17 protein-coding genes are annotated in these 23,028 nt (G+C 59.5%); 9 read left to right on the top strand and 8 right to left on the bottom strand.

Annotated features, from left to right (window positions below; translation table 11 throughout):
* Positions 1 to 566 precede the first annotated feature (566 nt).
* The 5 genes from AAFN47_RS01120 to AAFN47_RS01100 all read left to right on the top strand — a co-directional run bounded on the left by AAFN47_RS01120 (position 567) and on the right by AAFN47_RS01100 (position 8,193).
* On the top strand, positions 567 to 1,445 hold the full coding sequence (locus tag AAFN47_RS01120; protein ID WP_499807322.1) for a DNA-processing protein DprA: 879 nt from the start codon (positions 567 to 569) through the stop codon (positions 1,443 to 1,445).
* Positions 1,438 to 2,064 (top strand): hypothetical protein, encoded by a 627-nt coding sequence (locus AAFN47_RS01115; protein WP_499807321.1) that lies wholly within the window; start codon positions 1,438 to 1,440, stop codon positions 2,062 to 2,064. The genes AAFN47_RS01120 and AAFN47_RS01115 overlap by 8 nt, the downstream gene beginning before the upstream one ends.
* A gap of 127 nt (positions 2,065 to 2,191) precedes the next feature.
* Positions 2,192 to 6,571 carry an NACHT and WD40 repeat domain-containing protein gene (locus AAFN47_RS01110; protein WP_499807320.1) on the top strand — a complete coding sequence of 1,460 codons (4,380 nt, stop codon included), beginning with the start codon at positions 2,192 to 2,194 and terminating at the stop codon, positions 6,569 to 6,571.
* A 41-nt stretch (positions 6,572 to 6,612) separates the two neighbouring features.
* The gene (locus tag AAFN47_RS01105) at positions 6,613 to 7,821 is read left to right on the top strand and encodes a Bcr/CflA family efflux MFS transporter (protein ID WP_499807926.1); all 1,209 of its coding nucleotides are present in this window, start codon (positions 6,613 to 6,615) and stop codon (positions 7,819 to 7,821) included.
* Positions 7,822 to 7,872: 51 nt separating this feature from the next.
* Complete coding sequence (locus tag AAFN47_RS01100) at positions 7,873 to 8,193, top strand: potassium channel family protein (RefSeq protein ID WP_499807319.1); 321 nt, start codon at positions 7,873 to 7,875, stop codon at positions 8,191 to 8,193.
* Positions 8,194 to 8,195: 2 nt separating this feature from the next.
* Here AAFN47_RS01100 and pip read toward each other — a convergent pair whose 3' ends face one another.
* The 3 genes from pip to AAFN47_RS01085 all read right to left on the bottom strand — a co-directional run bounded on the left by pip (position 8,196) and on the right by AAFN47_RS01085 (position 11,897).
* Positions 8,196 to 9,176 carry a prolyl aminopeptidase gene (pip, locus tag AAFN47_RS01095; RefSeq protein WP_499807318.1) on the bottom strand — a complete coding sequence of 327 codons (981 nt, stop codon included), beginning with the start codon at positions 9,174 to 9,176 and terminating at the stop codon, positions 8,196 to 8,198.
* Positions 9,177 to 9,232: 56 nt separating this feature from the next.
* Positions 9,233 to 10,513 carry an MFS transporter gene (locus AAFN47_RS01090; protein ID WP_499807317.1) on the bottom strand — a complete coding sequence of 427 codons (1,281 nt, stop codon included), beginning with the start codon at positions 10,511 to 10,513 and terminating at the stop codon, positions 9,233 to 9,235.
* A 91-nt stretch (positions 10,514 to 10,604) separates the two neighbouring features.
* Entirely contained in the window at positions 10,605 to 11,897 is a 1,293-nt protein-coding gene (locus AAFN47_RS01085) for an MFS transporter (protein WP_499807316.1), read from the bottom strand.
* Between the two features lie 420 nt (positions 11,898 to 12,317).
* Here AAFN47_RS01085 and AAFN47_RS01080 point away from each other — a divergent pair, with 420 nt between their 5' ends.
* Positions 12,318 to 12,746 carry a glyoxalase superfamily protein gene (locus AAFN47_RS01080; protein WP_499807315.1) on the top strand — a complete coding sequence of 143 codons (429 nt, stop codon included), beginning with the start codon at positions 12,318 to 12,320 and terminating at the stop codon, positions 12,744 to 12,746.
* Positions 12,747 to 12,794: 48 nt separating this feature from the next.
* Here AAFN47_RS01080 and AAFN47_RS01075 read toward each other — a convergent pair whose 3' ends face one another.
* The 4 genes from AAFN47_RS01075 to AAFN47_RS01060 are packed head-to-tail and all read right to left on the bottom strand — an operon-like array spanning position 12,795 to position 18,831.
* A complete protein-coding gene (locus tag AAFN47_RS01075) occupies positions 12,795 to 14,210 on the bottom strand; it encodes an amidase family protein (RefSeq protein WP_499807314.1) in 1,416 nt (471 codons plus the stop codon).
* A 28-nt stretch (positions 14,211 to 14,238) separates the two neighbouring features.
* Positions 14,239 to 14,916 (bottom strand): ArsR/SmtB family transcription factor, encoded by a 678-nt coding sequence (locus tag AAFN47_RS01070; protein WP_499807313.1) that lies wholly within the window; start codon positions 14,914 to 14,916, stop codon positions 14,239 to 14,241.
* A gap of 40 nt (positions 14,917 to 14,956) precedes the next feature.
* Positions 14,957 to 15,970, bottom strand: a complete 1,014-nt coding sequence (locus tag AAFN47_RS01065) for a trypsin-like serine peptidase (RefSeq protein WP_499807312.1) — start codon at positions 15,968 to 15,970, stop codon at positions 14,957 to 14,959.
* On the bottom strand, positions 15,970 to 18,831 hold the full coding sequence (locus AAFN47_RS01060; protein ID WP_499807311.1) for a phospholipase D-like domain-containing protein: 2,862 nt from the start codon (positions 18,829 to 18,831) through the stop codon (positions 15,970 to 15,972). Before AAFN47_RS01060 ends, AAFN47_RS01065 begins: the two co-directional genes overlap by 1 nt.
* Positions 18,832 to 18,981: 150 nt before the next feature.
* On the opposite strand from AAFN47_RS01060, the gene AAFN47_RS01055 reads away from it, so the two are divergent.
* The gene (locus AAFN47_RS01055) at positions 18,982 to 20,364 is read left to right on the top strand and encodes a phenylacetate--CoA ligase family protein (RefSeq protein ID WP_499807310.1); all 1,383 of its coding nucleotides are present in this window, start codon (positions 18,982 to 18,984) and stop codon (positions 20,362 to 20,364) included.
* On the opposite strand, the gene pdxR is transcribed toward AAFN47_RS01055, so the two are convergent.
* Positions 20,345 to 21,760, bottom strand: coding sequence for a MocR-like pyridoxine biosynthesis transcription factor PdxR (pdxR, locus tag AAFN47_RS01050; RefSeq protein WP_499807309.1), 1,416 nt, complete (start codon positions 21,758 to 21,760; stop codon positions 20,345 to 20,347). The genes AAFN47_RS01055 and pdxR overlap by 20 nt on opposite strands.
* 94 nt (positions 21,761 to 21,854) lie before the next feature.
* On the opposite strand from pdxR, the gene AAFN47_RS01045 reads away from it, so the two are divergent.
* Together AAFN47_RS01045 and AAFN47_RS01040 are read left to right on the top strand one after the other, a co-directional pair.
* Complete coding sequence (locus AAFN47_RS01045; RefSeq protein WP_499807308.1) at positions 21,855 to 22,511, top strand: pyridoxamine 5'-phosphate oxidase family protein; 657 nt, start codon at positions 21,855 to 21,857, stop codon at positions 22,509 to 22,511.
* A gap of 141 nt (positions 22,512 to 22,652) precedes the next feature.
* On the top strand, positions 22,653 to 23,024 hold the full coding sequence (locus AAFN47_RS01040; protein ID WP_499807925.1) for a VOC family protein: 372 nt from the start codon (positions 22,653 to 22,655) through the stop codon (positions 23,022 to 23,024).
* The last annotated feature ends 4 nt before the right edge of the window (positions 23,025 to 23,028 follow it).

Below are 23,028 nucleotides of genomic sequence, written 5' to 3'. Positions count from 1 at the left end.
AACCGCGAACTTCAGCCCGCGGACGCGGGAACGCAGACGGATTTCGACCAATATTTTATTTCGAATGAATATTTTTTGTGACAACCCGGATAATTGAAACGGCATTCACGTCACGACGCTTATCCCCATGATTTAGAAGCGTTTTAATCAGACAAGCGCACGAGGAACAATCGCGGCCAGATAGCGCTCGCATCAGTATCGAACGCGCGGAGATCATGACCTTTCCTGCATATGCCCTTATCCCCGCCTGCGACGGCCGACATTGCTGGCGTATCGTTTTTTCCCATGGTATTCAGGGGGATGGCGAAATGGTGGAGACTGAACCCCTGTCAAAAGACATACGACCAACGGCAAGGTTATCGGGACAGTTTCCTGCTTATGAAGGCATTTGTTGAGGCGACACGAATGAAAATTTCCGGACATGCTAACGCATGGGTTGCTGGTGGCGCACGCTTGTGCGCACAGAATCCAGCAGACCTGAACTTGAGCAGTCTTTCGACTGAGTTTTCGGGCGGCTCTCGTCGCATTACGGGCCACACCCCCTTCGTAGCTTCATGACGTTCGCAATGCAGTTTTTCGAAGGGCCGGCGCTTCAACCGATTTCCCCCATGCGGGAAATCGGAGCCTACGAATCGCTCTGGCTCGAGCCTGGATGCGATTTCACGTCCATTGCCGGACAGTTCGCCAAGAACCCCTCGGCGCTCCCCTCGAATTTCGCCAGCCTGGAAAATCGCGAAGAATGCGCCGCCGGCGTTCTTGAATATTTTCGGCTCGCCGGCGTCGATCGCTACGGCGTGCGCATCCATCGCGCCGGCGACTATCCCCAGAAACTGAGAGAGGCGCGCACGCCAGTCGAGCTCCTGTACTACCAGGGCACCTGGGAACTGGTCGAAACGGACTGTATTGCAATCATCGGCAGCGAGAACGTTTCCTGGTCAGGCGTCAATCTCGCCGACAAGATGGCGCGCGTCCTCGCCATGATGGATTACACCGTCGTCTCCGGTCTCGGAACAACGGCGGACATGACGGCTCACAGGGCTGCGATAGACGCCGGCGGCAATGTCATCGCGGTGACCAGTTCGCCGCTCGGCGACATGACCGGCCTTGTCAGTCAGGAAGTCTACGAGACGATCTCCCGGAGCTATCTCATCACGACGCCGGTTCCCGTATTGCGCTACCAGAAGCGCAAACAGAGCGACATGAAATTGTTCAGTTCCCAGATGTACGAGATGATGAGCGCGCTGACTGCGGCGACGATCATTGTCGACGCGGAAGACGATTCCGATGTCCTCATCCAGGCAAAGGCCGCGCTGTACCAGGGACGCAAGCTTTTCATTCCGGATTTCTGCTTCCAGCGCCGGGACATCAGATGGCCCCGGTTCTACGAAGATCTCGGAGCCATCCGGATACGAGAACCCGCCGATATCTGGAGGAATCTTGAATAAGATCAGGTTCCGCGAAATCGACAGTTCCAATATCGCCGACTACGATTTCCTGAGGAACGACGACAAATGCCTGTTCCTCTTCGAATATACCTCCGGCAGTCATTTCAGCGGCGGCCAGACAAACCAGCTTATTGCTGATCTGTCGATTTCGCCGAAACACCGCTTCAAACCGGCTTACGCGCGCAAGCAGGAAGCGCTGCGCAAATGCAGCGCCTATCTGCACAACGCCATCAACTGGGCCGAAATCGGGAAGATGACCTTTGTGCCCGTGCCGCCCGCACGCGAGGCGAGCGACCCCGACTTTGACGACTACATCACCCGGATGTGCCAGAACATCCATCCCGACGCCGATCTGGATATTCGTGATCTCATCATCAAATCCCGACCGGAGCCGGTTTCGGAAGAACCCCCGCTGCCGGACGTTCTTCGCAATATACTCGTTGTGAATCAGGACAAACTGAAACCTGCCCCCAAGCAGATCGTGATCGTTGACGACGTGCTGAAGACCGGCAGTCATTTTCGCGTGATGCATGATATGCTGCAAGACCAGTTTCCGACCGCTGCAATATACGGAGTTTTCATAGCGCGCAGGGTCGTTTCACAGATCGAATTACACTGAAGAACGCCGTTTTCTTCTATACGACAAGTAAACTGTATCGCTGTCGCTAATATTGCGATCCCCCGGTATCTTGCGTTATTCACGACAATATGTTTCCTGCGAAACATCAAGTGAAGGTGGGTTTTGCATGATACTCGACAGATCGTCGGTGACTGAATGGCTTGAGGTAATCAAAGCCGATGGTCAGACCGGTCAGGAGGCGTTTGCACATTGCGAGCGGCTGTGCCGTCTTATCGACCCGTCGCGCGAGAATCACATTCCGTTGCGGCATGCCGCGCCTGCCTCCTATCCGGACGATTCGTCGACGACGGCGATGGAAGCCTTCGAAGCTTGGCGCCACCGCATCAACGAGCTGATCGCCGAGGCCGGCGGTCAATTCCGGCTCGAGGTCACGAACCATGACGACGTTCCCTTCAATCAGGTTCTGTGCTGGTTCGAAGGAGAAGGCCTGCCTGAGACGGCCTCTTCACCTTCTTCTCCAAAATCTGAAGTAAAGACGCAAAAGCCTTTACCCCCGAACAACGTCCAATCGTCGAGCGCGCCCAAAACCTCGCCCGCCGCTTCCACGAAAGGCGCGATGCAGCACCTGACGGAGTGGCTGTCGGACGAAGATAAATCCCCGGTTTTTCTCCTTTTGGGCGAATACGGAAGCGGCAAATCGACGCTTTGCCGTGACATGTCTGAACGCCTGTCGCGGGGGGATTTCGACTACGAGGCGGTCTATCTCGACCTTAAGCAGGCGCGGCAGCTTTTCTACAGCGAGACGTCCAGTCTGCGAAGCCGCCGTTTTCGCGCCGACGACATACGCCTGTTGATCGACACGCTCGCCGAAATCGACGGCTACACGTCCGAAGAGGTCTATGCGAAGATCAACGCTGGCAATTGCGTCCTCATTTGCGACGGGCTGGACGAAATCGGAGCCGCGCTCCACCCGGACGAGACCTCAAGCCTGTTTCAGGCGCTTGTGGCGTTTCTCTCCATCGGCGCCGCGCGCTCGACCTCCAATCGCCTGCTTGTATCTTGCCGCAGCCATCATTTTCGCAACAAACGCCAAATTGCCGCGCTGCTTGGCAATATGAAAAATGTCTCTGCGCCGGAGATCATGTCGATGGATCTTCTGGAGCCGGAAGATCTTCGCGGAACCCTGATCGAGCTGACCAGCGACGCGGAACGCGCCCAACAGACGCTGGAGGCTCTCAACGGGCTCGCGGTCATGGCCCGGCGGCCGTCCTGGCTGCATGCGATCGCACAGCGCCTGGAAGCTCTGGACGAAGAGCGGCGAAGCGCCGGCTCCGTAAATCTTGCAAGACTGTTTGACGATCTGATCGACGATGCTCTGGCGACGGAAGAGAACCGCCAGGTTTTCGACTCGGACATCAAGAAGCAGTTGATGGTCACCCTGGCCGGCGACATGTGGGATTCGGGTCGCGCCGCCTGGTCCGCGTCGGAGCTCAACGCCTGGCTGGACGCGCAGTTGCGCACCGACGAGCGGATGAACGATATCTACGCCTCTTCCTACAAGGGCAAGGCGCGTGAATTGCTTTATGTGGATCTGCGCACCACGACGTTTCTGGTTCGCGGCCAAGATGATCTCTTCCGGTTCTCGGACAGTCCGATCAGGGCGTTTTTCCTCGCCGCCCATCTGTTCAAGTCGACAGGCGAAGGACGTTTCGATGCCTGGGAGGCCAACGAGACGGACCATGACGTCCAGATTTTCATTACCGATCTGATCTTCAACAAGGCGACGCAGAAGGAACGCAAGGCCTTCCTGCAGAGCATTGGGAAGATCCTGTCCGAACCCTACAAACCGATGTCGTCGGACCTCGCATTCGGCATTGCGCTCCAGGCGCAGGAGCGCGGCGATCCGGATGCGCCCAAGGGCGGTTTCCAGATGCCGGGCGTGGACCTTTCCCACCTGGGTAAAAAGTCGCGCCTGTCAGGATACGACTTCGCCGGATCGAATTTTGCGGGCGCTATCCTGTCCAATGCGCACATAGCCAACGCCAGTTTCCGGGAGTGCGATCTGCAGGGCGCGCGTTTCGAGAATTGCCGGTTTGATGATGTGAATTTCACTTCTGCGAAGCTGGACAAAGCGACCATATCCGATTGTACGTTCCGGAATTGCGAATTGACGGACGCAGATCTGCAAGAAGCCACCTGCACGCAAAATCTGGTCGTCCATTGCGATGGCCTGGAAAAGGAGTCGCGCACGGCGCTGATCGCCGGCGGAAACAGCGTCGCGCCTGCGACAGCCGCGGAATGGCGCAGGATAAACGTGCGGCGCGAACATCTGGCGAGGCGTCCGCAAGCAGACCGCAACATTACGACATGCGTCTACAGCCCCGACGGAAAGCTGGTGCTTTCGGCTTGCGACGACGGCGCAATGCATATCTGGAACAGCGAGACCGGCATTGAACACGTCGCCCTCAAGGGACACGCCGCAGCCGTCCGAAGCTGCGCCTTCAGCCCCGACGGACGCCTTGTCGCGTCCTGCTCCGACGACGCCACGATCAGGCTTTGGGACGCAGGCTCCGGAAAGGAGAAAACTGTTTTCCGGGGTCATACGCTTGCGGTGACCTGTTGTGCGTTCAACAAGACCGGCTCGCTGCTCGTCACGGGATCGCAAGACACGCTTCTGAAGGTTTGGGACTGCAAGTCCGGGAAGCTGATCCACACGCTCGCCGGGCACGATGACGCGATAACGGATTGCGACATCAACGCCGCTGACGCCATTATCATTTCGGCTTCGGCCGATCGCACCCTGCGCTTCTGGGACGCTGCCTCAGGCGAGGAATGTTTCCCAGCCGGCGAACACGAAGCCGCCGTCATGGAATGCGCCTTCTCCTCGTCGGGCGGCCGTGTCGTCACGTCCTCGAAAGACAATCTGCTGCATTTGTGGGATGGCGCCACCGGCAAGGCCATTGCCATTCTTCCCGACCACGAGGACAGTATCACCAGGGTGGCGTTTGCTCCGGGCGGCAAGTCGATCGTGTCCGCATCGAAGGATTCGACCATTCGCGTCTGGGACGCGGATTCAGGTGAAATCGCGAAAGTGGTGACCGACCACTCGTCGTCGGTGACCTGGCTCGATTTCAGCAATGACGGCAACACCGCCATAACGTCCACGCAAGACGGCATGCTGCGGCTTTGGGACACGAAGACCTGGCGATCGGTCTCGGCCTTTCCTAGGCAGGAATCGATAATTCTCGGCTGCTCGATCAGCGCCGACGGCCACCATATCATTTCCTGGTCAGACGCCGGCGTCATGTGCGTTTGGGATGCGGCGAGCAACCCGGAACTCGCCTGCCTGGAAGGTCACGTCGACTGGATCCACGCCTGCACCTTCAGCCCGGACGGCACGCGCATCGCATCGGCTGCGCGAGACAACACCTTGCGTTTGTGGAACGCCGAAGACGGCAGCATGATCGCGGTTCTTGGCGGCCATGACAACTGGGTTCAGTGTCTCGATTTCAGTCCCGACGGCACCCGGATCATCTCCGGTTCCGACGACAATTCGCTGCGTTTGTGGGACGGGGCGACCGGGGATCCGATCGCGCGACTGGAAGGCCATGGCGGGTCAGTCAACATCTGCGCCTACAGCGCGGACGGTTCGCGTATCCTGTCCGGCTCCGACGACGGAACCTTGCGGCTCTGGCATGGAACGACCGGCCACCAGATCGCCGTCCTGCAGGGACATTCCAACTGGGTCAGAGCCGGCGCCTTCAGCGAAGACGGAAAGCGCATTGTTTCCGGCTCCTACAACAATGGCTTGAGAATCTGGAATGGCGAGACGGGCAAGCAGATCGCGACGCTGAAAGGCCATTCGGACTCGATCACCCGCTGCAAATTCAGCCGCGACAGGAAGAAGATTGTATCGGGATCGAATGATCGCAGCGTGCGAATCTGGGATACGAAGAGCGCCACCGAATTGCTCGTTCTTGAAGGGCATGAAGCCGCTATCACCGCTTGCTGTTTCAGTCCCGACGGTCAACTGGTTCTGTCGGCCTCGGAAGATTCCACACTGCGCGTTTGGAACGCCGAATCCGGCGAACTCGCCTATGTTCTGAGCGGTCATGAGGGCATCGTCAGCGATTGTTCCTTCAGCCCGGACGGAGGCAGGATCATTTCCTGCTGCGACGACAGAACGCTCAAAATCTGGGACACCCGGTCGGGCACGATGATCACCACCCTCAGGGGACATACGGGATTTGTGAAAGTCTGCGCCTTCAGCCCGGACGGCGCGCGCATCGCATCAGGTTCCTACGACAATACTCTGCGCGTCTGGGACGGCAACGCAGGATGCGAAATCGCCAATTGCCACCATGTTCCCGACGGCGGCCACCTCACCTTCTCGCGGTCGGACGATCTGGTTCTTTCAGCCTCGGCGAACGCCTGGCGGCACTTTGAATGGCGGTTGTCGGAAGGCGCGAGCAATCCGGCCGTCATGCCGCTGGAAGCAGACCCGGAGATCGGCATGATATCTGACGAGGGATTCCACAGGACATGAACGGTCCCTCTCCCGCACGCGCGGGACGGTGAGTGCAAACGATGTTCGCTTTCTTCAGGAGGCGTGAAACGTCTATAACGCAGTCCAATCTGGCGATCGTCATCCTGTGCGGTCTGTCAGGGATGACGGCGCTCTCCATTGAGATCATTCTGCCGATGCTCGGACTGATTGCGCGCGATTTCGATGTGCCACCGGCGCGCGGCGCCTATCTGATCAGCCTCTACTTCGTCAGTTTTGGCGCAGCCCAGCTGTTCTGGGGTGCGCTCTCCGATCGGTTCGGCAGGCTCCCGACGCTTTATCTCGGGCTTGTCCTGTTCGTCCTGGCCAGCATTGGCTGTGCGCTGGCGCCGACATTCGAGATATTGCTTGCCTGTCGCTTGCTGCAGGGGGCGGCCGGAGCTGCGCCCATCATTGCGCGCTCGATTGTGCGGGACGTCCTCACCGGTCCGAAAGCGGCGCGCCAGATGGCGGTTCTGACGTCCGTGAGCGCCGCCGCGCCGCTCATTGCGCCAACTATCGGCTCCGGTCTGCTGATCCTGTTCAACTGGCGGGCCTCATTCTATCTGCTGGCCGTCGTCTCCGCGATATTGCTGCTGCTTGCCTGGCTGCGGTTGCCGGAGACAGTTGGCCAAAAACAGCCGAACGCGACGCGAATACCGTTTATGCTCGCAAGAGCGCGCATCCTGTTCACGAGCCGCGAGTTCGTTGTAGGCACGATGGTTTCCGCATTGATGTTCGGCGCGTTTTCGACATTCCTGTCTCTCGGTTCTCTCGTGGCCGAGAATTACGGCATTGCACCGGAATCTTTCGGCTCTGTTTATGCGATCGCCGCAGCTTTCTTCATTGCCGCAATTCTGCTGACACATCAGTTTGTCGAAAGGCTCGGCCTAAGGGGCATCGGCAGCCTCGCAATGGCCATCCTGTGCGTCGCCGTCGCCATGCATACCGTTTTCCTGTTCTGGGAACCGGAATTCACCATATTCTGGGCTGCTATCGCGGTCTATCTATTCGCTTTCGGATTTGTCGTTCCGACTGCCACGACATACGCGCTGCAACCTGCGCACAATATGACCGGCTTCGCCTCATCGCTGCTCGGATCGACGCAAATGCTGGTTGGCGCAGCCGCCGCCAGCCTTGCAACGCTGTTCTTCGATGGAACGGGTTTTGCCATCAGCCTCTCGATCGTCGTCTGCGGCGCAGGCGCGCTACTGGTCTTCGCGACCGGAAGAGCCATCAGCTACATTCATTGACAATGATGGGAAAAACAGGAACTTCCTGTCTCTCGCTAAAGGAGGCGCGTCGTGTCCAACGCAATCAAGATCCGTGCGGCATTGGTGTCGGTTTTCGGCATTGTCGCTCTTGCCACCGTATTCTTTCACTATACGGAGGGTTGGGACTGGGTGGATTCCTACTATTTTTCAGTGGTCACGATGGCGACCGTCGGATATGGCGACTTCGCGCCGAAAACAGATCCGGGCAAAATCGGCGCTACGATCCTGATTTTCACCGGCATCGGCGCGCTTGCCGTACTGATAAGGCTGTTTGCGGATCAGTTGATCGACATGCAGGCGCGACGGATCGCGCACTCCGCCGAACGCCATCCGCATCTGCACCGATATTGAGTTCATCCATCCGATGCGTAGAGATCGGTCGCAGTCACGGTGTGGTGAATGATGCCAGGCTCGTTGAAGACATGGCCGGCGTCATCAACGATGAAGATTTCCGATTCAGGCCATAACCGATACAATTCCCAGGCTGTGCGTGCGGGCGTCACGACGTCATAGCGTCCCTGGATAATCGTTCCCGGAATGCCGCGCAGATTGTCGATGTCTCGGAAAAGCTGGCCTTCCTCAAGGAAGGCGTCGTTCATGAAATAGTGAATTTCAATGCCGGCGAATGCGAGCGCAAATCGTGCGTCGCCATAATGGGCGGCGGTGGATTCGTTCGGCAAAAGCGTCGAGGTTTCGCCTTCCCAAAGCGCCCAGGCCTTCGCGGCTTCCTCCCGTACGGTTTGGTCCTCGCTATTGAGGCGACGACTGTAGGCCGCCAGAAGATCCTGGCGCTCACCAACGGGAATGAGGCTTATGAACTTCTCCCATTTATCGGGAAAGAGCAGAGAAGCCCCTTCCTGGAAAAGCCAGTGTATTTCGAACCGGCGCGCCGTGAAAATACCGCGCAGAACCAGTTCGCTGACCCGCTCGGGATAGGTTTCGGCGTAGGCCAAAGCAAGCGTGCTGCCCCAGGAGCCGCCAAGAACAAGCCACTCCTCGATATCGAACATCATGCGAAGCTTTTCGATATCGGCGACCAGACGCCAGGTCGTATTGTTTTCCGTGGAGGCATAGGGCGTTGATCGCCCGCTACCTCGCTGGTCGAACAATACGATGCGGTATTTCTGGGGATCGAAGAGGCGCCTGTGATCCGCCGAGCAGCCTCCGCCCGGACCGCCGTGCAGAAAAAGCGCCGGCTTTCCATTCGGATTGCCGCACACCTCCCAGTAGACATGGTGGCCGTCGCCGACGTCCAGCATACCTGAGTCATAGGGTTCGATTGGCGGAAACAACGTTCTAGAATAGCCATTTTGCGGGCCATGCTCGGTCTGCATCGCTTTCCTCTTTATCGGCTAGTCGCGGAGCCTGTTCCAAAACTAACCCCGTCTCGTCAATCGGGCAACGGCTTGCCGGTGGTCTCCTTCAAGGTATAGACGGCGATGGTCGAAATCATCGCGGTAATTATGAGATAGTAGACGGGCGCGAAATCATCGGCCGTGCGCGCCAGCAGGTATGTGGCGACAAGCGGCGCCGTGCCGCCGAACAGGCCCTGGCACAGATTGTAACCGATCGCCACGCCGCTGCATCGCACATGGGCGGGAAGCGCTTCCACCATCGCGGACGACAATGCCGAATAACCTATGGCGAACAACGTTGCGAAGCCGGCCTGCCCTATAAAAACGAGATAAACGTTCTCGTGATGCATGACGGACCACAGCGGCCAACTCAGGATCAACGTGCCGATGCTTGAGGTGTAGAGCAGCGGCTTTCTGCCGATGTGATCGGAAACATAGGCGCCGAAGCCGATTATCGGGATCATGATCATCAGCGCATAGGTGTTGATGTCGAACGCGCTGGACGTCGAGATATGCATGTATTCCGTCAGGTAGCTGCTTGCGAAGACGAACAGCAGGTAAAAGCCGACGGCCAGCGACAGGGTAAGACAGATGATTTGCAGGATTTGCCGCCAGTAGTCGCGAACGGCCTCGACGAAGGGTATGTCGCCGTGGACCTCAAGGCGGCCAAGCGTCGGCGGCTCGCTCATATGACGGCGAAAAACGACTGCGCCCACGGCTATGAGCGCGCCCAGAAGAAACGGTATGCGCCAGCCCCACTGCTCCAGGGCGTCATCGCCGATAAGCCCGCCCAGGATCGCCGCCGCGCCGTTTCCGATCAGAAAACCCATGAACGCACCGATCACCGGCCAGCTGGTAAAAAGCGCCCGGCTTTTCTGCGGCGCATGTTCGGCAAGAAAAACCACCGATCCCGGGTACTCCCCTCCGACGGAAACGCCTTGCATCAGACGCAGCAGGATCAGAAGGACCGGCGCGGCCAATCCAATCTGCTCATAGGTCGGCAACAGACCGATGAGCGTTGTGCCGACGCCCATGAGCGAGACCGAAATGATGAGCGTGGTCTTGCGGCCGATCCGGTCTCCGACAGAGCCGAGAATGACGCCGCCGACGGGTCGCGCAGCGTATCCCACTGCGAAGACGCCGAAGCTCGCGAGCAGCGATGTCAGGGGATCGCCCGACGGAAAGAACAGATTTCCGATTATTGGCGCCAGAGATCCGTAGATCGCAAAATCGTACCACTCCAGCGCATTGCCAACTGCGCCCGCAAGCGCGTTGCGCAGACGCGCGGTCTGCGTGCTGGTTTCCGTATCGCTCACTTAAAATATCGCCCGTCAATGAAACTAATAATATCAACTCGAATTCTGGACCGCGCCCGCATAAATTGCAACTCGCCAATTCCAGACAGCACTACGGAGGCAGCGGCTTTCCGGCGGTCTCTTTCAACGTGATGGTCGCCAGGAGCGAGATTGCCGCCGCAGCGATCAGATAGTAGACGGGCGCGAAGTCGTCGGACGTGCGCCGCACCAGATAGGTTGCAACCAGCGGCGTCGTGCCGCCGAACAGGCCCTGTGCGAGATTGTATCCTATGGCCGAGGCGCTGCAGCGAACATTGCCCGGCAATATCTCGATGATCGCGACAGACAAGCCGGCGTAGCCCGCGCCATAGAGCACGGCGAAGCCCGCCTGGGCGAGGAAGATCATGACGGGATCGTCATGATGCATCAGGCTCCACAAAGGCCAGGCCAGCAGCAGCGTTCCGACGCCCACGAAATAGAGCAATGGCTTTCGCCCGATACGATCGGAAAGGATCGCGGCTATGGTCGTGGCCGGCAGCATGACAACGAGCGACAACGTGCTGACGTCCATCGCTTTAGTCGTCGAGACATGCATGCGCTCCGTAAGGTACGAGGTGGCGTAGACCCAAAGCAGGTAGAAACCGACCGCATTGACGAGCGTCAGCGCGACGATCCGCGCGATGCTTCTCCAATGATCCCTGAAAGCCGCAACAAACGGCGCCTGACCGTCCGGCCCTGTGTTTTCGAACCCCGGAGGCTCGGTCATTCCCCGGCGGAACAGAACGCCGGCGATCGCGATGACGGCCCCGGAGAGAAACGGAACCCGCCATCCCCATTCCTGCATGGCGGCGTCCCCGATCGCCGTCGTCAACAGGACCGTGACGCCCGATCCCAGGAGGAATCCGATCACGCTGCCGAACATGGGCCAACTGGCGTAGTAGCCCCTTCTCCCGTCTGGCGCGTGTTCCGAAAGGAAGACGATGGAGGCGGGATACTCCCCGCCCACGGAAAGACCCTGCACGAGGCGCAGAAGCACCAGCAGAATGGAAGCCGTGACGCCAATGCTGTCAAAGCTCGGCAGAAATCCGATGGCCGTCGTCGTGACCCCCATCATAAATACCGAGAGGATCAATGACGGCTTGCGTCCGATGACATCGCCGATGTGCCCCAGAAGAACGCCGCCGATTGGACGGGATATATAACCGACGGCGAAAGCGCCGAAGGCCGCCAGAAGCGACGTGAAAGGATCATCGGAAGGGAAGAACAACTGCCCGAGAATTGGAGCAAGCGTTCCGTATACGGCGAAATCATACCATTCCAGCACGTTGCCGAATGCGCCGGATAGGGTGTTGCGGAAGCGGGATACGCTCTCCCGCTCATCTGGTATTTGCTGCTCCAGGCGCAAGACGCTCCCCCCGGGACGCAGTTCAGCCGTGCATTGTCTGGCGAACCATGACCGGCGGATACGGAAGCGTCAACCGCGTTCAAGACGCCGGCCGCTCAGTTGCAAGCGTCATTTGGACTTGCCACGTCGCCTAAATAGGCATAGGAGGGCGCGCATAGGCGCCGGGCGCCTGCCGCCTGCAGACGAAAGTCACGGTGAAGCCCGGAATTTGAAGACACCTCACCCTCGAAGCATTTCGCAGGTGGGCAACGCAGGCTCCCTTCCGTTTCGAAATGCTCTTTGTCAGGAGTGAGCGATGTCTGGCGGACTGACCTCCAGGAATGCGGCGAATAGAGATCGGACACCCCCTTCAGGAAGTCCGCGTGTCTTCCTTGCGCCGCCGTCAGCCATCCTGCCAATGTCCGATACAGGAAGAACGGCATGACCCAAACAACACTTGAAACAGTCAAGGCGCAAGCAAAAGCGCTGCGCAAAGCTCTCGATGCGCAGGGCTCCGCCATCAGCCACGCCCAGGCGCTTGAACTCGTCGCCAGGCAGCATGAAGCGCGTGACTGGAACACGCTACACGCCCGCATCACGCGCAGCAACGCCCCGCCCGAGCTCGCATTCGGAGACCGTGTAGAGGGACGCTATCTAGGACAGGATTTCACCGGGGAGATCATATCGATGTCCGGACCGGCGGATCACCGGGAGGTGGAAATCCGTCTAGACGAGCCCGTCGATGTGGTCACCTTCGAGAGTTTCTCCAACTGGCGTTCGCGGATCCGCGGCACGCTCAATGCCGACGGACGAAGTCATCGCAAGACGTCCGACGGCGCGCCGCAACTCACCGTCGCGAAACCGCGGTGACGCGGCCATGCGAAGACGGATTGTCCGATCCGTCTTCGCGGGCGCCCCTCACCCGCGTTCGAACAGTTTCTCGGCCATCACCCCGACCCGGCTTTCGATCGCCTCGCAGGCGTCGAGGATCATGTCTTCCCGGAACCGACGTCCGACGATCTGCACGCCGACGGGCAGCCCGTCATTGTAGTTGGCCGAGACATTGCCGGCGGGCAATCCCATATAGTTCATGGAGCCGACATAGTAGGCGCTGCCGATCATGTCGATGACGCCGTCCATGCCTTGCGCATCGCGATCCCACTCAAGGGTCGGCTGGTGCAGGAAGGGCGTGAGAACCAGCGGATACTCGTCCAGAAACAGCAGCCACTGCCGGATATGGTGGGACCGTCTGGCCATCGCCTGGATCAGTTCGGTTTCGCTGTATGGCTTGAAATACTCGTAGTAGTTCCGGAAAATCTCCGCGATCGTCTCGCTGCCGTATTTGAGGATATCGTCGCCGAGCAGGATCTTCATTTCCCCGAACAGCGCACTGCCCATCTCGCGGCCGATAACGTCAACCGCGGGCGGTTCGGCGTCTGTCACATCATAGCCGGCGTCGTCAAGCGCCTGCCTGGCGGTGTCGAGCGCTTTTTCGACAGCCGGATGAAGCGGAAACTCGAACGTATTTTTGGTGAAGGCGACCTTCACCTTTCCCTTCGGCTTTTCGCTCTCGAACGGCATTGGGACCATCCACGGATCGTGCGGGTCGTAGCGGATCAGCGATTTCATCGCCAGGCGCACATCGCGCGTCTCGCGGGCGATTACGCCCTGCACGGACATGATTTGGGCGAGCATACCCCGCTCCGCCGTCGCTGACGGGTTGTAGGCCGGCGTGCGCCCTAGCCCGGGCTTCACGCTGACGGCGCCTGTGGCCGCCGGCGGAAAACGCAAGGATCCGGCGATATCGTTTCCGTGCGACAACGGCCCCATGCCGGACATCACCGCCGAAGAGGCGCCGCCCGATGAACCGCCGGACGTCGCCCAGTCGTTCCAAGGATTGTAGGTGCGGCCGTGCAACTCGTTCGACGTCGTCGCCCGCATCGAGAATTCCGGCGTGTTGGTCCGTCCGATGATAATTGCGCCGGCCTTGCGGAAACTGCGCACGATCGGCGAATCCTCCGGCGCAATAATGTCCTTGAAGGCCGTCACCCCGTTCGGCGTGGCCTTGCCCTTCTGGTCGACGTTTTCCTTCACCGTCACCGGCACGCCGTGCAATGGGCCGATCGGGCCGCTCTCCTGCAGGATGCGGTCATACTCGACAGCCTGCGCAAGCGCCTCGTCCGAAAGGTCTTCCACTACGGCGTTGATTTGGGGATTGCGGTCATGCATCCGGTCGACACAGGCCTGCACGGCTTGCGCCACGGAAACGCCTCCACTTGCGATGCGTTCGGACAATTCGCAGGCGCTCAATTGCCACAACGGACGGTCGGTCATGATTTCACTCTCGCTTGTTCGGACAGGATTACAGGGAAAACTGCTTCAGAAATGCGTTTTCGCCACTCGGCGTAAACGCGACAATTCGCGAGCCGTCGATCCGCCGCGCCCACCCAAGATCGTAGATGCGCTGAAGAAAGGCGGCTCCGAGTTGGCCGGCAAGATGCGTGCGGCGAGAACTCCAGTCAAGACAGGACCGGCACACCGGACGGCGAGAGGTCTGGAATGAATGATCATCAATGCCGAATTCGGCGATGAAAACCCTTCCCTTGTCGGTCAGGCGGATCTCGCCGTCCCAGCTGATATACTCGTGCTTGACAAGACTGTCATACATGCGCACGCCGAGATCGCCGGCCAGATGGTCGTAGCAGACGCGGGCCTTGCGCAGCGCCGAATCCTTTGGACCGGTTCGGGTTCTCGTATGGCCAAGCTTCGCAGCCAGCCCCATGATCGACGCGAGCGCATTGCCGATCTCGTCGTCGCGGAGCTGGAAATAGCGGTGCCGCCCCTGCTTTCTCTGCTGGAGAAGTCCGGCGTCCATCAGCTTCGCCAGATGCGAACTCGCCGTCTGGGCGGTCACGCCTGCTTCAAGCGCAAGCTCTGACGCCGTCAGCGCCTTGCCGCTCATCAGCGCGGTCAGGATGTTGGCGCGCGCCGGATCGCCTATCAGCGCGCCGATTCGCGCAATGTCGGGACCTTCCTTCATGGTTCGACAATAATCGAACCATGAAAATACAACAAGCAACCTACCGCTTCGCCCACCGCTTGATGTCGTCGAAAATCTGACCGCCGATCAGGATGCCACGGTTGAAGAAATCGCCGGTGGTGTGGATCGCCATCACATAGCGCTGATCATTTTTCTTGTCGTAGAAATAGATCGGGCTGCCGCTCTGGCCGCCTTCTGTGTCGACCATGTATTCGACGAAACAGTCGTCGAAGGCGGAGGTTCGTCCGGCGTTGTACCAGAGCGTGCCGTAGGGTTTGTCCGGCGTCTGCGGAAAGCCGGCCGTGTTGACGAACAGCATCTGGCCGTCGAAATCATCCTCCGACAACACGTCCTTCACGCCGAAATAGCCGAGCCGCTTGCCGAGATCGGCTTCCTGAACCTGATCGGGTATGCGGATAGCAGCGTAATCCTCGCGATGCGCCTGCTCTTCCTTGTCCCTGCCGATTTCCATCCAGACGGCCGGTATCATGCAGTCTTCAGCATCCGGATCGTGACACGGCACATCGCAAACGAAGACGCCGTAGGGCGCCAGGCTGCCGTTGCGGCCCGGCACCACGCGCACCCGCGTCGCCCGCCTTGGCGGCTCTTCCCAGCCGTAATAGCTGCGGTCGACCAGCACGTGAGCGGCCGTCACGATCAGGTCGTCGCCGACAAAAAATCCCGTGCCTGCGCCGACCGGCCCCCGGTCATACTGCACTTCAAGGTGACAGATGCATCGCCACGGCGTCATTGCGGTGTCGTTGACGCGAACCCTGTTGTCCGCGCCGATGACGTTTTCGGGTTTCGCTGCGAAAGCCGGCGCATCGCCGACCGACACCATGGAATCGCTGGAATAAAAGCCGCCATCCGGCCGCGCATTCAGCACGGTCGGACCTGAGACGTAGCTTGTGTCGAAGCCGGCGGTCGCCGCCCGAAAGACATTGAACCCCGGAACGTCCTCCGGCGAGCCGCCGCCATTGGTCTCAGCCATCAGACTGCCGAGCACCCGCGGCGTCTTCTTCGATTTCGATCGGGTGGTTGATTTGGCGGCCATCAGCTTTCTCCCAGATATTCGGCAAGCGAAATGCGGCGATAGCCTGCCGGTGTTGCGCTCTCTGCTGTCGGCGTAACGAAGCGGACAGCCCCGGAGGCCGCCTCACCCCGCCAGCGATTGCGGGCGAGTTCGCTCCAGTCATATTCGAACAGCGAGGCGAAATAGGCGTTGGCCTTGGCGTTGCGAATGACGAGGCTCGCGTCGCGGTTCGGGCCGGTCCCCCCTGCGGTGAAGTTCTGGGAGCCGAGCATTACCGTGTGATCGTCGACGATCATTCCCTTGGTGTGGCACGTGTCGAAGTACCGGATATGGTCGGCGTCCGTGCGCATGCCGAATTCCTTCAGGCGGCGCAGCGTTGTCTTCTCGCTGCCGAAAAGGTTGCGGAAGATAATGCGCACGTCGAGGCCGTCCTGCTGCTTGTTCCTGATCGCGCGAGCAATGGCGAGAAAGTGCTCCGGCGTTTTGTCGATCTTTGACCAAAGGTTGAAAGACTGGTTTTCGATCAACAGCCTTTCACGCGCGCTTTCCACCAGATCCAGCACGACCTCGGGGTAGTTGTCCGGCGTCAGCAGAGGCTGAACCGTCATCTCCTCATCGAGCTCCAGCGGCGGGAATACCTGGAACCGCGTCGGCTCGGGCGGTCGCTCGGCGACAACCTCGGGAACCAGCACGTCCGGCGTCGCGCCGACTGTCTCGCTCTCGGTCAACAGCGCCGCTTCACAATCCACGTAATCCTGCTCGAGATGACGCCGAAAGGTCGCCGCCAGGTCTTCGTGCCAGACAACGGCGTGCCATTCGCGATTGAAGTCGCGCACATCGCGCCAGGTCAGATTTTCGAACGGCTTGTCGATATTCGCCTGGTTGGTCGACTGCCAGTTGCCGCTTGAGAGCCAGAACGCCTTGTCGGCCCGCTTGTTGCCGCGCAACCGGTCCGTCCAGACCGCCACCTTGATGTGATAGGCTTGGGCGAACAGGCTGTTCGCGCCAAGCGCGGCTTTCGCCCATTTGAACCGCTTCTCCATAGTCGTCTCGAGCGACTTGATCGTATCGCGTTCAGGGATGTCGTCCTTCTTCTTCTCGCCTGAAGTGTCGTCGGGATTTTTCGCCTTGTCACCGCGCTGGCGATCCAGCGTCAGAGTAATCCGGGACCGGCGGCGGCCCGCTATGTCCTCGATAGCCTCGACAACATGCGGCGCGGTCATGTGATACATGCCGATTGTCAGCTGCTCGTAGTCGTCGATCGCCAGAAACTGCCTGAGAACCGGCCACCCGCATTCCGGGCTGACATGAAGCGTCATCTTTATCTTGTCGCTCACCGGATCTAGTTTGAACCGCGGGTCGGCAAGGTCGCGGCTGTAGCGCGCCCGTCGGTCTGTGAAGGCCTCAACCGAATAGCCCAGCAGCTCTTCAGCAACAGCCTCCGGATCGGCGTATTCGACCACCACCTCCACGCCGTCCACCACCGACTGCAGACCGTAGGCGGCAAGATCCAGACTTGCGCCGGGCCGCACGCCGATGATCACCCCGTAATCGTCGCTGAGCTGACCATCCTTGAAAAGGAAGCCGGCGTTGACCTGCAAAATGCGATTGTCGTCCGGATAGGCCGCAAGATAGGCGTGGATAGCGTTGGCGGCGGCTTCGGCGCTTTGCCTGTCCGTTCGTATCGGTGCGTCGCTTGCAACGGTTTGCGGCGCCGTCGCCCCGCCGAGCTTCACCGTGATTTCCAGCGGCACGGTCAGGGTTATCGCTCCATCGCTCGAAACGGAGGGCGCCGCGACAGACACGCCGCCCTGCCCGGCTGTCATTGGCGGCCTCGCCGTGTCGACGGACATCGGCGGGCGCGGCGATTCGCCCTGCCAGGGCCTTTGCCGCGCAAGCTTCTCGAGCTCGGCTGCGGGCACCGCATAGTTGTTTCGAAACATCGCGCCCGCATAATGCAGCCCGATCGCCTTTTTCTGCTTCAGGTCCCAGACGATGGACCCGGAATTGCCCGGCAGCGTCGAACAGTCATGTGTGATGGAGGCGTGCTCGGGATCGGTCACCCTGCCCAGCGCCAGCCGCTTGATGCCGAACTCCGTGCCGAACACCTGCTTGAACCTGCGTGCGTCATAGGAGCGCGAATCGTCGCCGGGATAGCCGATGACGGCGACCGCTGCTCCGGTTTGCGCGTCGGTCGTCAGCGGCAATGGCCCGGAAAGACGATCCGTTCCAGCATTTCTGGAAACCCGCAGAAACGCGACATCGAGTTGCGACGACTGGGAAATCCAGATGATCTCTGTCACGGGGAACTCCCGCGCGACGGACCCGCCAAGCTCTTCGCGGAAGTCGATCTTCGCGCTTTGTGGAAGATTGAAGTTCGGGATGCCCGGCTTGAACACGAAGGCCGCCTGGCCGCGCTTGGCGAACAGTTTCGCGACATGGGCGTTCGTCACGACGATGTCGGACGCGCCGTCGAAATCGATGACCCAGCCGGTTCCGGCCCATTCGAAATTCGCGTTGTCGGCAATCTCGATGCGACCGATGGAAGGCAACGCCCGTTCCAGGTCGCTTCTGTTGGAGGGATCGTTAAGCGCCTCCATAAGGCCCGGCATGCCGGGCCCGTTGGCGTCGACGGATCGATCGTCCACGGCGTCGTTCGTGACCCAGAAGACAGGCCGCGACCAGCGAATCACCGCTTCGAGTTGCGCTGATTCCGAAACTTGCCCGAATGACGACTCCAGAGAAGGGCCGAGGGCTGGATCACCGATTATCTGCGCCGATGTCGCTTCCCTGACGAGCTTTTCCGGTTTGGCGCCTTCGGCCGCAGCAAGCGCGGCCACTTTCCTGCGCAGCACATCGAGGTCGTCTTTGCTGTCCGCCATGGTCGCCTCCCTGCGGTTCGCAGCCTGCAATCCGGTTAAAGATTACTATCGCAGTATACCAAAAGTTGCTCATTAAGGTGTGACAAAAACCACAAAGTGTTGGTATTGGCGGTTTTCTACATGCAATATACCGCGCGTCTGGAGCCTCTCATGATCATCAACAGTCCGAAACGGCGCGCGCATCTTCTTGCAATCGCCAGTCGCTTGCCGGAGCATGTCGCACGGCTCGGCTGGTCCGCCGAACAGATAGTAAGAGAGCGGCAAGTTCGCCTTCGAGAGACCGTCGCATGGGCCAAATCGCATTCTTCCTGGTACGCTGAAAGGCTGGCGGACATCGATCCTGAAACGATGACGGAGAACACGCTTCACGACATTCCGGTGATGACGAAATCCGACGTGATGTCGAACTGGGACGCAATCGTCACCGACAAGAGACTGACCCTGGAAGGCTGCAACGCCCACATCCAGGACAAATTGCGCGGCCGCACGAAGGATTACTACTATCTCGACGATTACGAGGTGTTTGCGACCGGCGGGTCATCCGGTTCCCGCGGCGTCTTCGTCTGGGGCTGGAACGAATTCATCGAGATCGCCTGCGTCACGTTCCGATACCAGTATCGCGACGAATCCATGCATTTCAGCAGCGGCAGGAGGGTGCTGGCGGTCATCGAAGCCGGCGAGATCGTGCATGGCAGCCCGTTTCTGTTCTCCGTCACGCCCCACCCCGACGCCGATATTCACTGGTTTCCGGCGCAAACGCCAATACCGCAGCTTGTTGATGAACTGAACAGGACGCAGCCGACGCACATCAACTGTTTCGCTTCATCGCTGCAGGAACTGGCGGGAGAAGCGCTCGCCGGACGACTCAAGATCAGACCAAGGCATATCGCCACCAATTCCGAACCGCTGATGCCGGAAGCGCGCGAGGCGGCCAGGCAAGCCTGGGGCATCGACATCAACAACATGTGGGGCTGCGTTGAGGTTGGGCATGTCGGCATTGAATGCGACCGCCACGAAGGCATGCATATGTCCGACGATGTGATCATTACCGAATTCGTCGATGCCGACGACAGGCCGACCAGAGATCCGGATGAAATCGCAAAGGTTCTCGTGACCTCGCTGTTCAACCGTGTTCAGCCGATCATTCGCTACGAACTCACGGATATCGCCATTCCGTCGGATCAGCCGTGCAGTTGCGGCGCCGCCTTTCCCCTCATCAGGGAGGTCAAGGGACGCAGCGACGACGCCTTCCGGTATCCCGCAGGCGTGTCCGTCCATCCGCTGGTATTCAGAACTCCGCTCGGCCAACATCCGATGATCGAGCAATATCAGGTGCAGCAGACGCAGAACGGCGCCGCGATCCGCATTATAACGCGCGGTGAACTCGATCTCGGCCTTCTGAAACGCGACATATCGGAAGAGTTGAAAACAGCCGGGCTTAAAGACCCTGACATCGAGTTGGACGTTGTCGAGTCCCTAATAAGACACGCCGAAACCGGCAAGCTGAAACGCTTTATTCCGATGAAGCAGTAACCGCCTCGCGGATCAGCGCCGCAAGCCGCTTCAGCGGTTCTTCCATTTCTTCCGGTGAAAAGGCGCTAAAGCCGGTCAGGAGCCCCTGTTTCCGGCGCGGCCCGTCATAGTAGGTCGAGAGCGGCGAACACGCGACGCCTGCCGCCTGCGCCGCTTTCGACAGGCGAACATCGTCCACGCCGTCGGCCAGTTCAAGGGCGATCTGCATGCCCGCCGGATTGTCGGAAAAGCGCGCCGCATTTTCCAGTTCCTTGTGCAGCATCCCGACGAACGCCTCGCGTCGTTCGCCGTAGATGCGACGCATCCGTCGTATATGGCGATGGAACTCTCCCTCCTCAATGAAGGTCGCCAGCGGCAATTGCGGCGCAACAGATGCGCGCGACCCGTATTTGCGCAAGGCCGTATTGAAATCGCTGACGAGATGTTCAGGCAACACCATGAAACCAATCTTCAGGCCGGACGAGAATATCTTGGAAAAGCTGCCGACATAGACCACCCGCCTGCCGTCATCCAGCGACGCCATTGCGGGAATGGGGCGGCCCGCGAAACGAAATTCGCTGTCGAAATCATCCTCAATAACAAGGCTGTTGTTGCGCGCGGCGTATTGCAGAAACGCCAGTCGTCTGCCGGTCGACATCGCTCCGCCCAAGGGAAACTGGTGAGATGGCGTCAAGATGATGGTCTTCATCCTCGCCGCCTCGCCGGGCAATGCGGCGCCCTCTTCCTCGACATCGAGCCATTCAGGACGAAGATTGTAGAGTTGCGCCAGGTTTAGCATTGGCCTGTAACCTGGTCGTTCGAGCCCGATCCCGTCGCCCGGCGAAGCCAGAACCCGCAAGGACAGATCCAGCGCGTCGCCGGCGCCGGCGGTAATCAATATACGCTCGGGGTCGGCCGCAATGCCCCGCCAGGACGCGAGATGCCCGGCAATCGCGGCGCGCAGCCTCGGGTGCCCGAACCCGTCCTCTTCAGCAAGCATCGCCTCGGCGGACTGTTTCGCCGTCCGCGACAGGTGCCGCGCCCACTTCGCATGCGGAAAAAGGCGCATGTCCGGAACACCCGGCGTGAACGGGCGCGGATGCAGAGGTCGTGTTTGCGCAGGTTCCGGCCGAAATGCAGGGAGGACCTGACCATGCGCATCCGGCGGCCGCACCGGCTCGATGTCGCACACGTAATAACCGGACCCCTGCCGCGCCCGGATATAGCCTTCCGCCGCCAGTTGATCATAGGCGGAAACGATGGTCGATCGCGAAACGCCAAGTTCGCGCGCCAGTTCGCGCGATGGCGGAAGACGCGCGCCGGACGCCATTTCTCCCGACATGATCTGCCGTCCAAGCGATTCATAAACCTGCTCGAACAGAGGCGCGGATTTTCCGTAGCTGATCTCGGTTTGCATAATTGGACTGATATCTTTTTCACTAATTGGATATTTTTTTTATACCAATTTTTCGCTATCCGGCAATCAGAACGAATTATTCAGGTGCAAACCCATGACCACGGAACAACTCGAACAAACGCCGCGAACCCGTCTCAGGCGCAGTCACAAGCGCGGCGATTTTGATCGCGAAACGATCAACTCGATCCTCGACGCCACGTCGCTTTGCCATGTCGGATACCTGGTCGACGGAAAGCCTGCCGTCACGCCGACGATCCACTGGAGAGAGGGCGATCACGTCTATTGGCACGGGTCGAGCGCCAGCCGCGCGCTGAAAAACAGCAACGGCCATGACGTCTGCCTTACCGTTTCCTTGCTCGACGGCATGGTGCTGGCGCGTTCCGCCATGCATCACTCCGCCAACTATCGCTCCGTCATGATCTACGGCCATGGAACCAAGGTCACCGACGTCGACGAAAAGAAGGAAAAGCTCCACACTTTTCTCGAGCAGCTTTTCCCGGGACGTTGGGACATGCTTCGGCCCATGACCGACCAGGAACTGAAGGCGACCACGATCCTCGGCATGCCGATCGAAGAGGCCTCTGCAAAGGTGAGAACCGGCGGCCCAATTGATGACGAGGAAGACTACGAGCTCCCGATATGGGCAGGCGTCTTGCCGCTTGTCCACGCCATGAAGCGCCCGGAGGCGGATCCGCGCAATCTGAAAGGCGTTGCAATTCCCGACCACGTATTTTCTTTCGCGCGTCCGTGAAACGACGACGAACCCGGTTGATCCCCTCGGCCGGGTTCGCTAACGTCGGGCGCAGGCGCCGCCCTGACCAGTGACAGGCAAATGCAGATTTCGGCAACGTCCGTGCTGCGCGCGCTTCACCTCCAGCAGAACGGGCTTGTCATGTCCTCCTCAACCACTCTCAAACTCGGACGCGTCGCCGTTACGCTTCCGGTCAGCGATATCCGGAAATCCTGCGATTCCTATCGCGACGTTTTCGGCTTCGAAAAGACGTTTGAAAACGGCAATCCGGTCGGCTTCGTGATTCTCAAGAAAGACGACGCCGAAATTCATCTGACGCTGCAAAAAACGCACCGGGCGCCTCCTTTCAATATAGCGCACATGATGGTTTCCGACGCAGCGGAGACCTGTCGTCGATGCCAGGAACACGGTTTTCGCATCATCCGGAAACTGGAGAACAAGGACTACGGTCTCAGGGCCTTCGTGTTCGCCGATCATGACGGCAATCGCATTGATGTCGGAGAGCTCCTTTAGAAGC

The sequence above is a fragment of the Hoeflea sp. CAU 1731 genome, assembly GCF_039888615.1.
Classification (GTDB): domain Bacteria; phylum Pseudomonadota; class Alphaproteobacteria; order Rhizobiales; family Rhizobiaceae; genus Flavimaribacter.
This window is presented reverse-complemented; position numbering and strand designations above follow the sequence as displayed.

Bases quoted from the DNA above. Each gene is read 5' to 3' on its own strand.
- AAFN47_RS01120 (WP_499807322.1), top strand. From the start codon at position 567: ATGCAGTTTTTCGAAGGGCCGGCGCTTCAACCGATTTCCCCCATGCGG.
- AAFN47_RS01110 (WP_499807320.1), top strand. From the start codon at position 2,192: ATGATACTCGACAGATCGTCGGTGACTGAATGGCTTGAGGTAATCAAA.
- AAFN47_RS01105 (WP_499807926.1), top strand. From the start codon at position 6,613: ATGTTCGCTTTCTTCAGGAGGCGTGAAACGTCTATAACGCAGTCCAAT.
- pip (WP_499807318.1), bottom strand. From the start codon at position 9,176: ATGCAGACCGAGCATGGCCCGCAAAATGGCTATTCTAGAACGTTGTTT.
- AAFN47_RS01080 (WP_499807315.1), top strand. From the start codon at position 12,318: ATGACCCAAACAACACTTGAAACAGTCAAGGCGCAAGCAAAAGCGCTG.
- AAFN47_RS01075 (WP_499807314.1), bottom strand. From the start codon at position 14,210: ATGACCGACCGTCCGTTGTGGCAATTGAGCGCCTGCGAATTGTCCGAA.
- AAFN47_RS01070 (WP_499807313.1), bottom strand. From the start codon at position 14,916: ATGAAGGAAGGTCCCGACATTGCGCGAATCGGCGCGCTGATAGGCGAT.
- AAFN47_RS01065 (WP_499807312.1), bottom strand. From the start codon at position 15,970: ATGGCCGCCAAATCAACCACCCGATCGAAATCGAAGAAGACGCCGCGG.
- AAFN47_RS01060 (WP_499807311.1), bottom strand. From the start codon at position 18,831: ATGGCGGACAGCAAAGACGACCTCGATGTGCTGCGCAGGAAAGTGGCC.
- AAFN47_RS01055 (WP_499807310.1), top strand. From the start codon at position 18,982: ATGATCATCAACAGTCCGAAACGGCGCGCGCATCTTCTTGCAATCGCC.
- pdxR (WP_499807309.1), bottom strand. From the start codon at position 21,760: ATGCAAACCGAGATCAGCTACGGAAAATCCGCGCCTCTGTTCGAGCAG.
- AAFN47_RS01045 (WP_499807308.1), top strand. From the start codon at position 21,855: ATGACCACGGAACAACTCGAACAAACGCCGCGAACCCGTCTCAGGCGC.
- AAFN47_RS01040 (WP_499807925.1), top strand. From the start codon at position 22,653: ATGTCCTCCTCAACCACTCTCAAACTCGGACGCGTCGCCGTTACGCTT.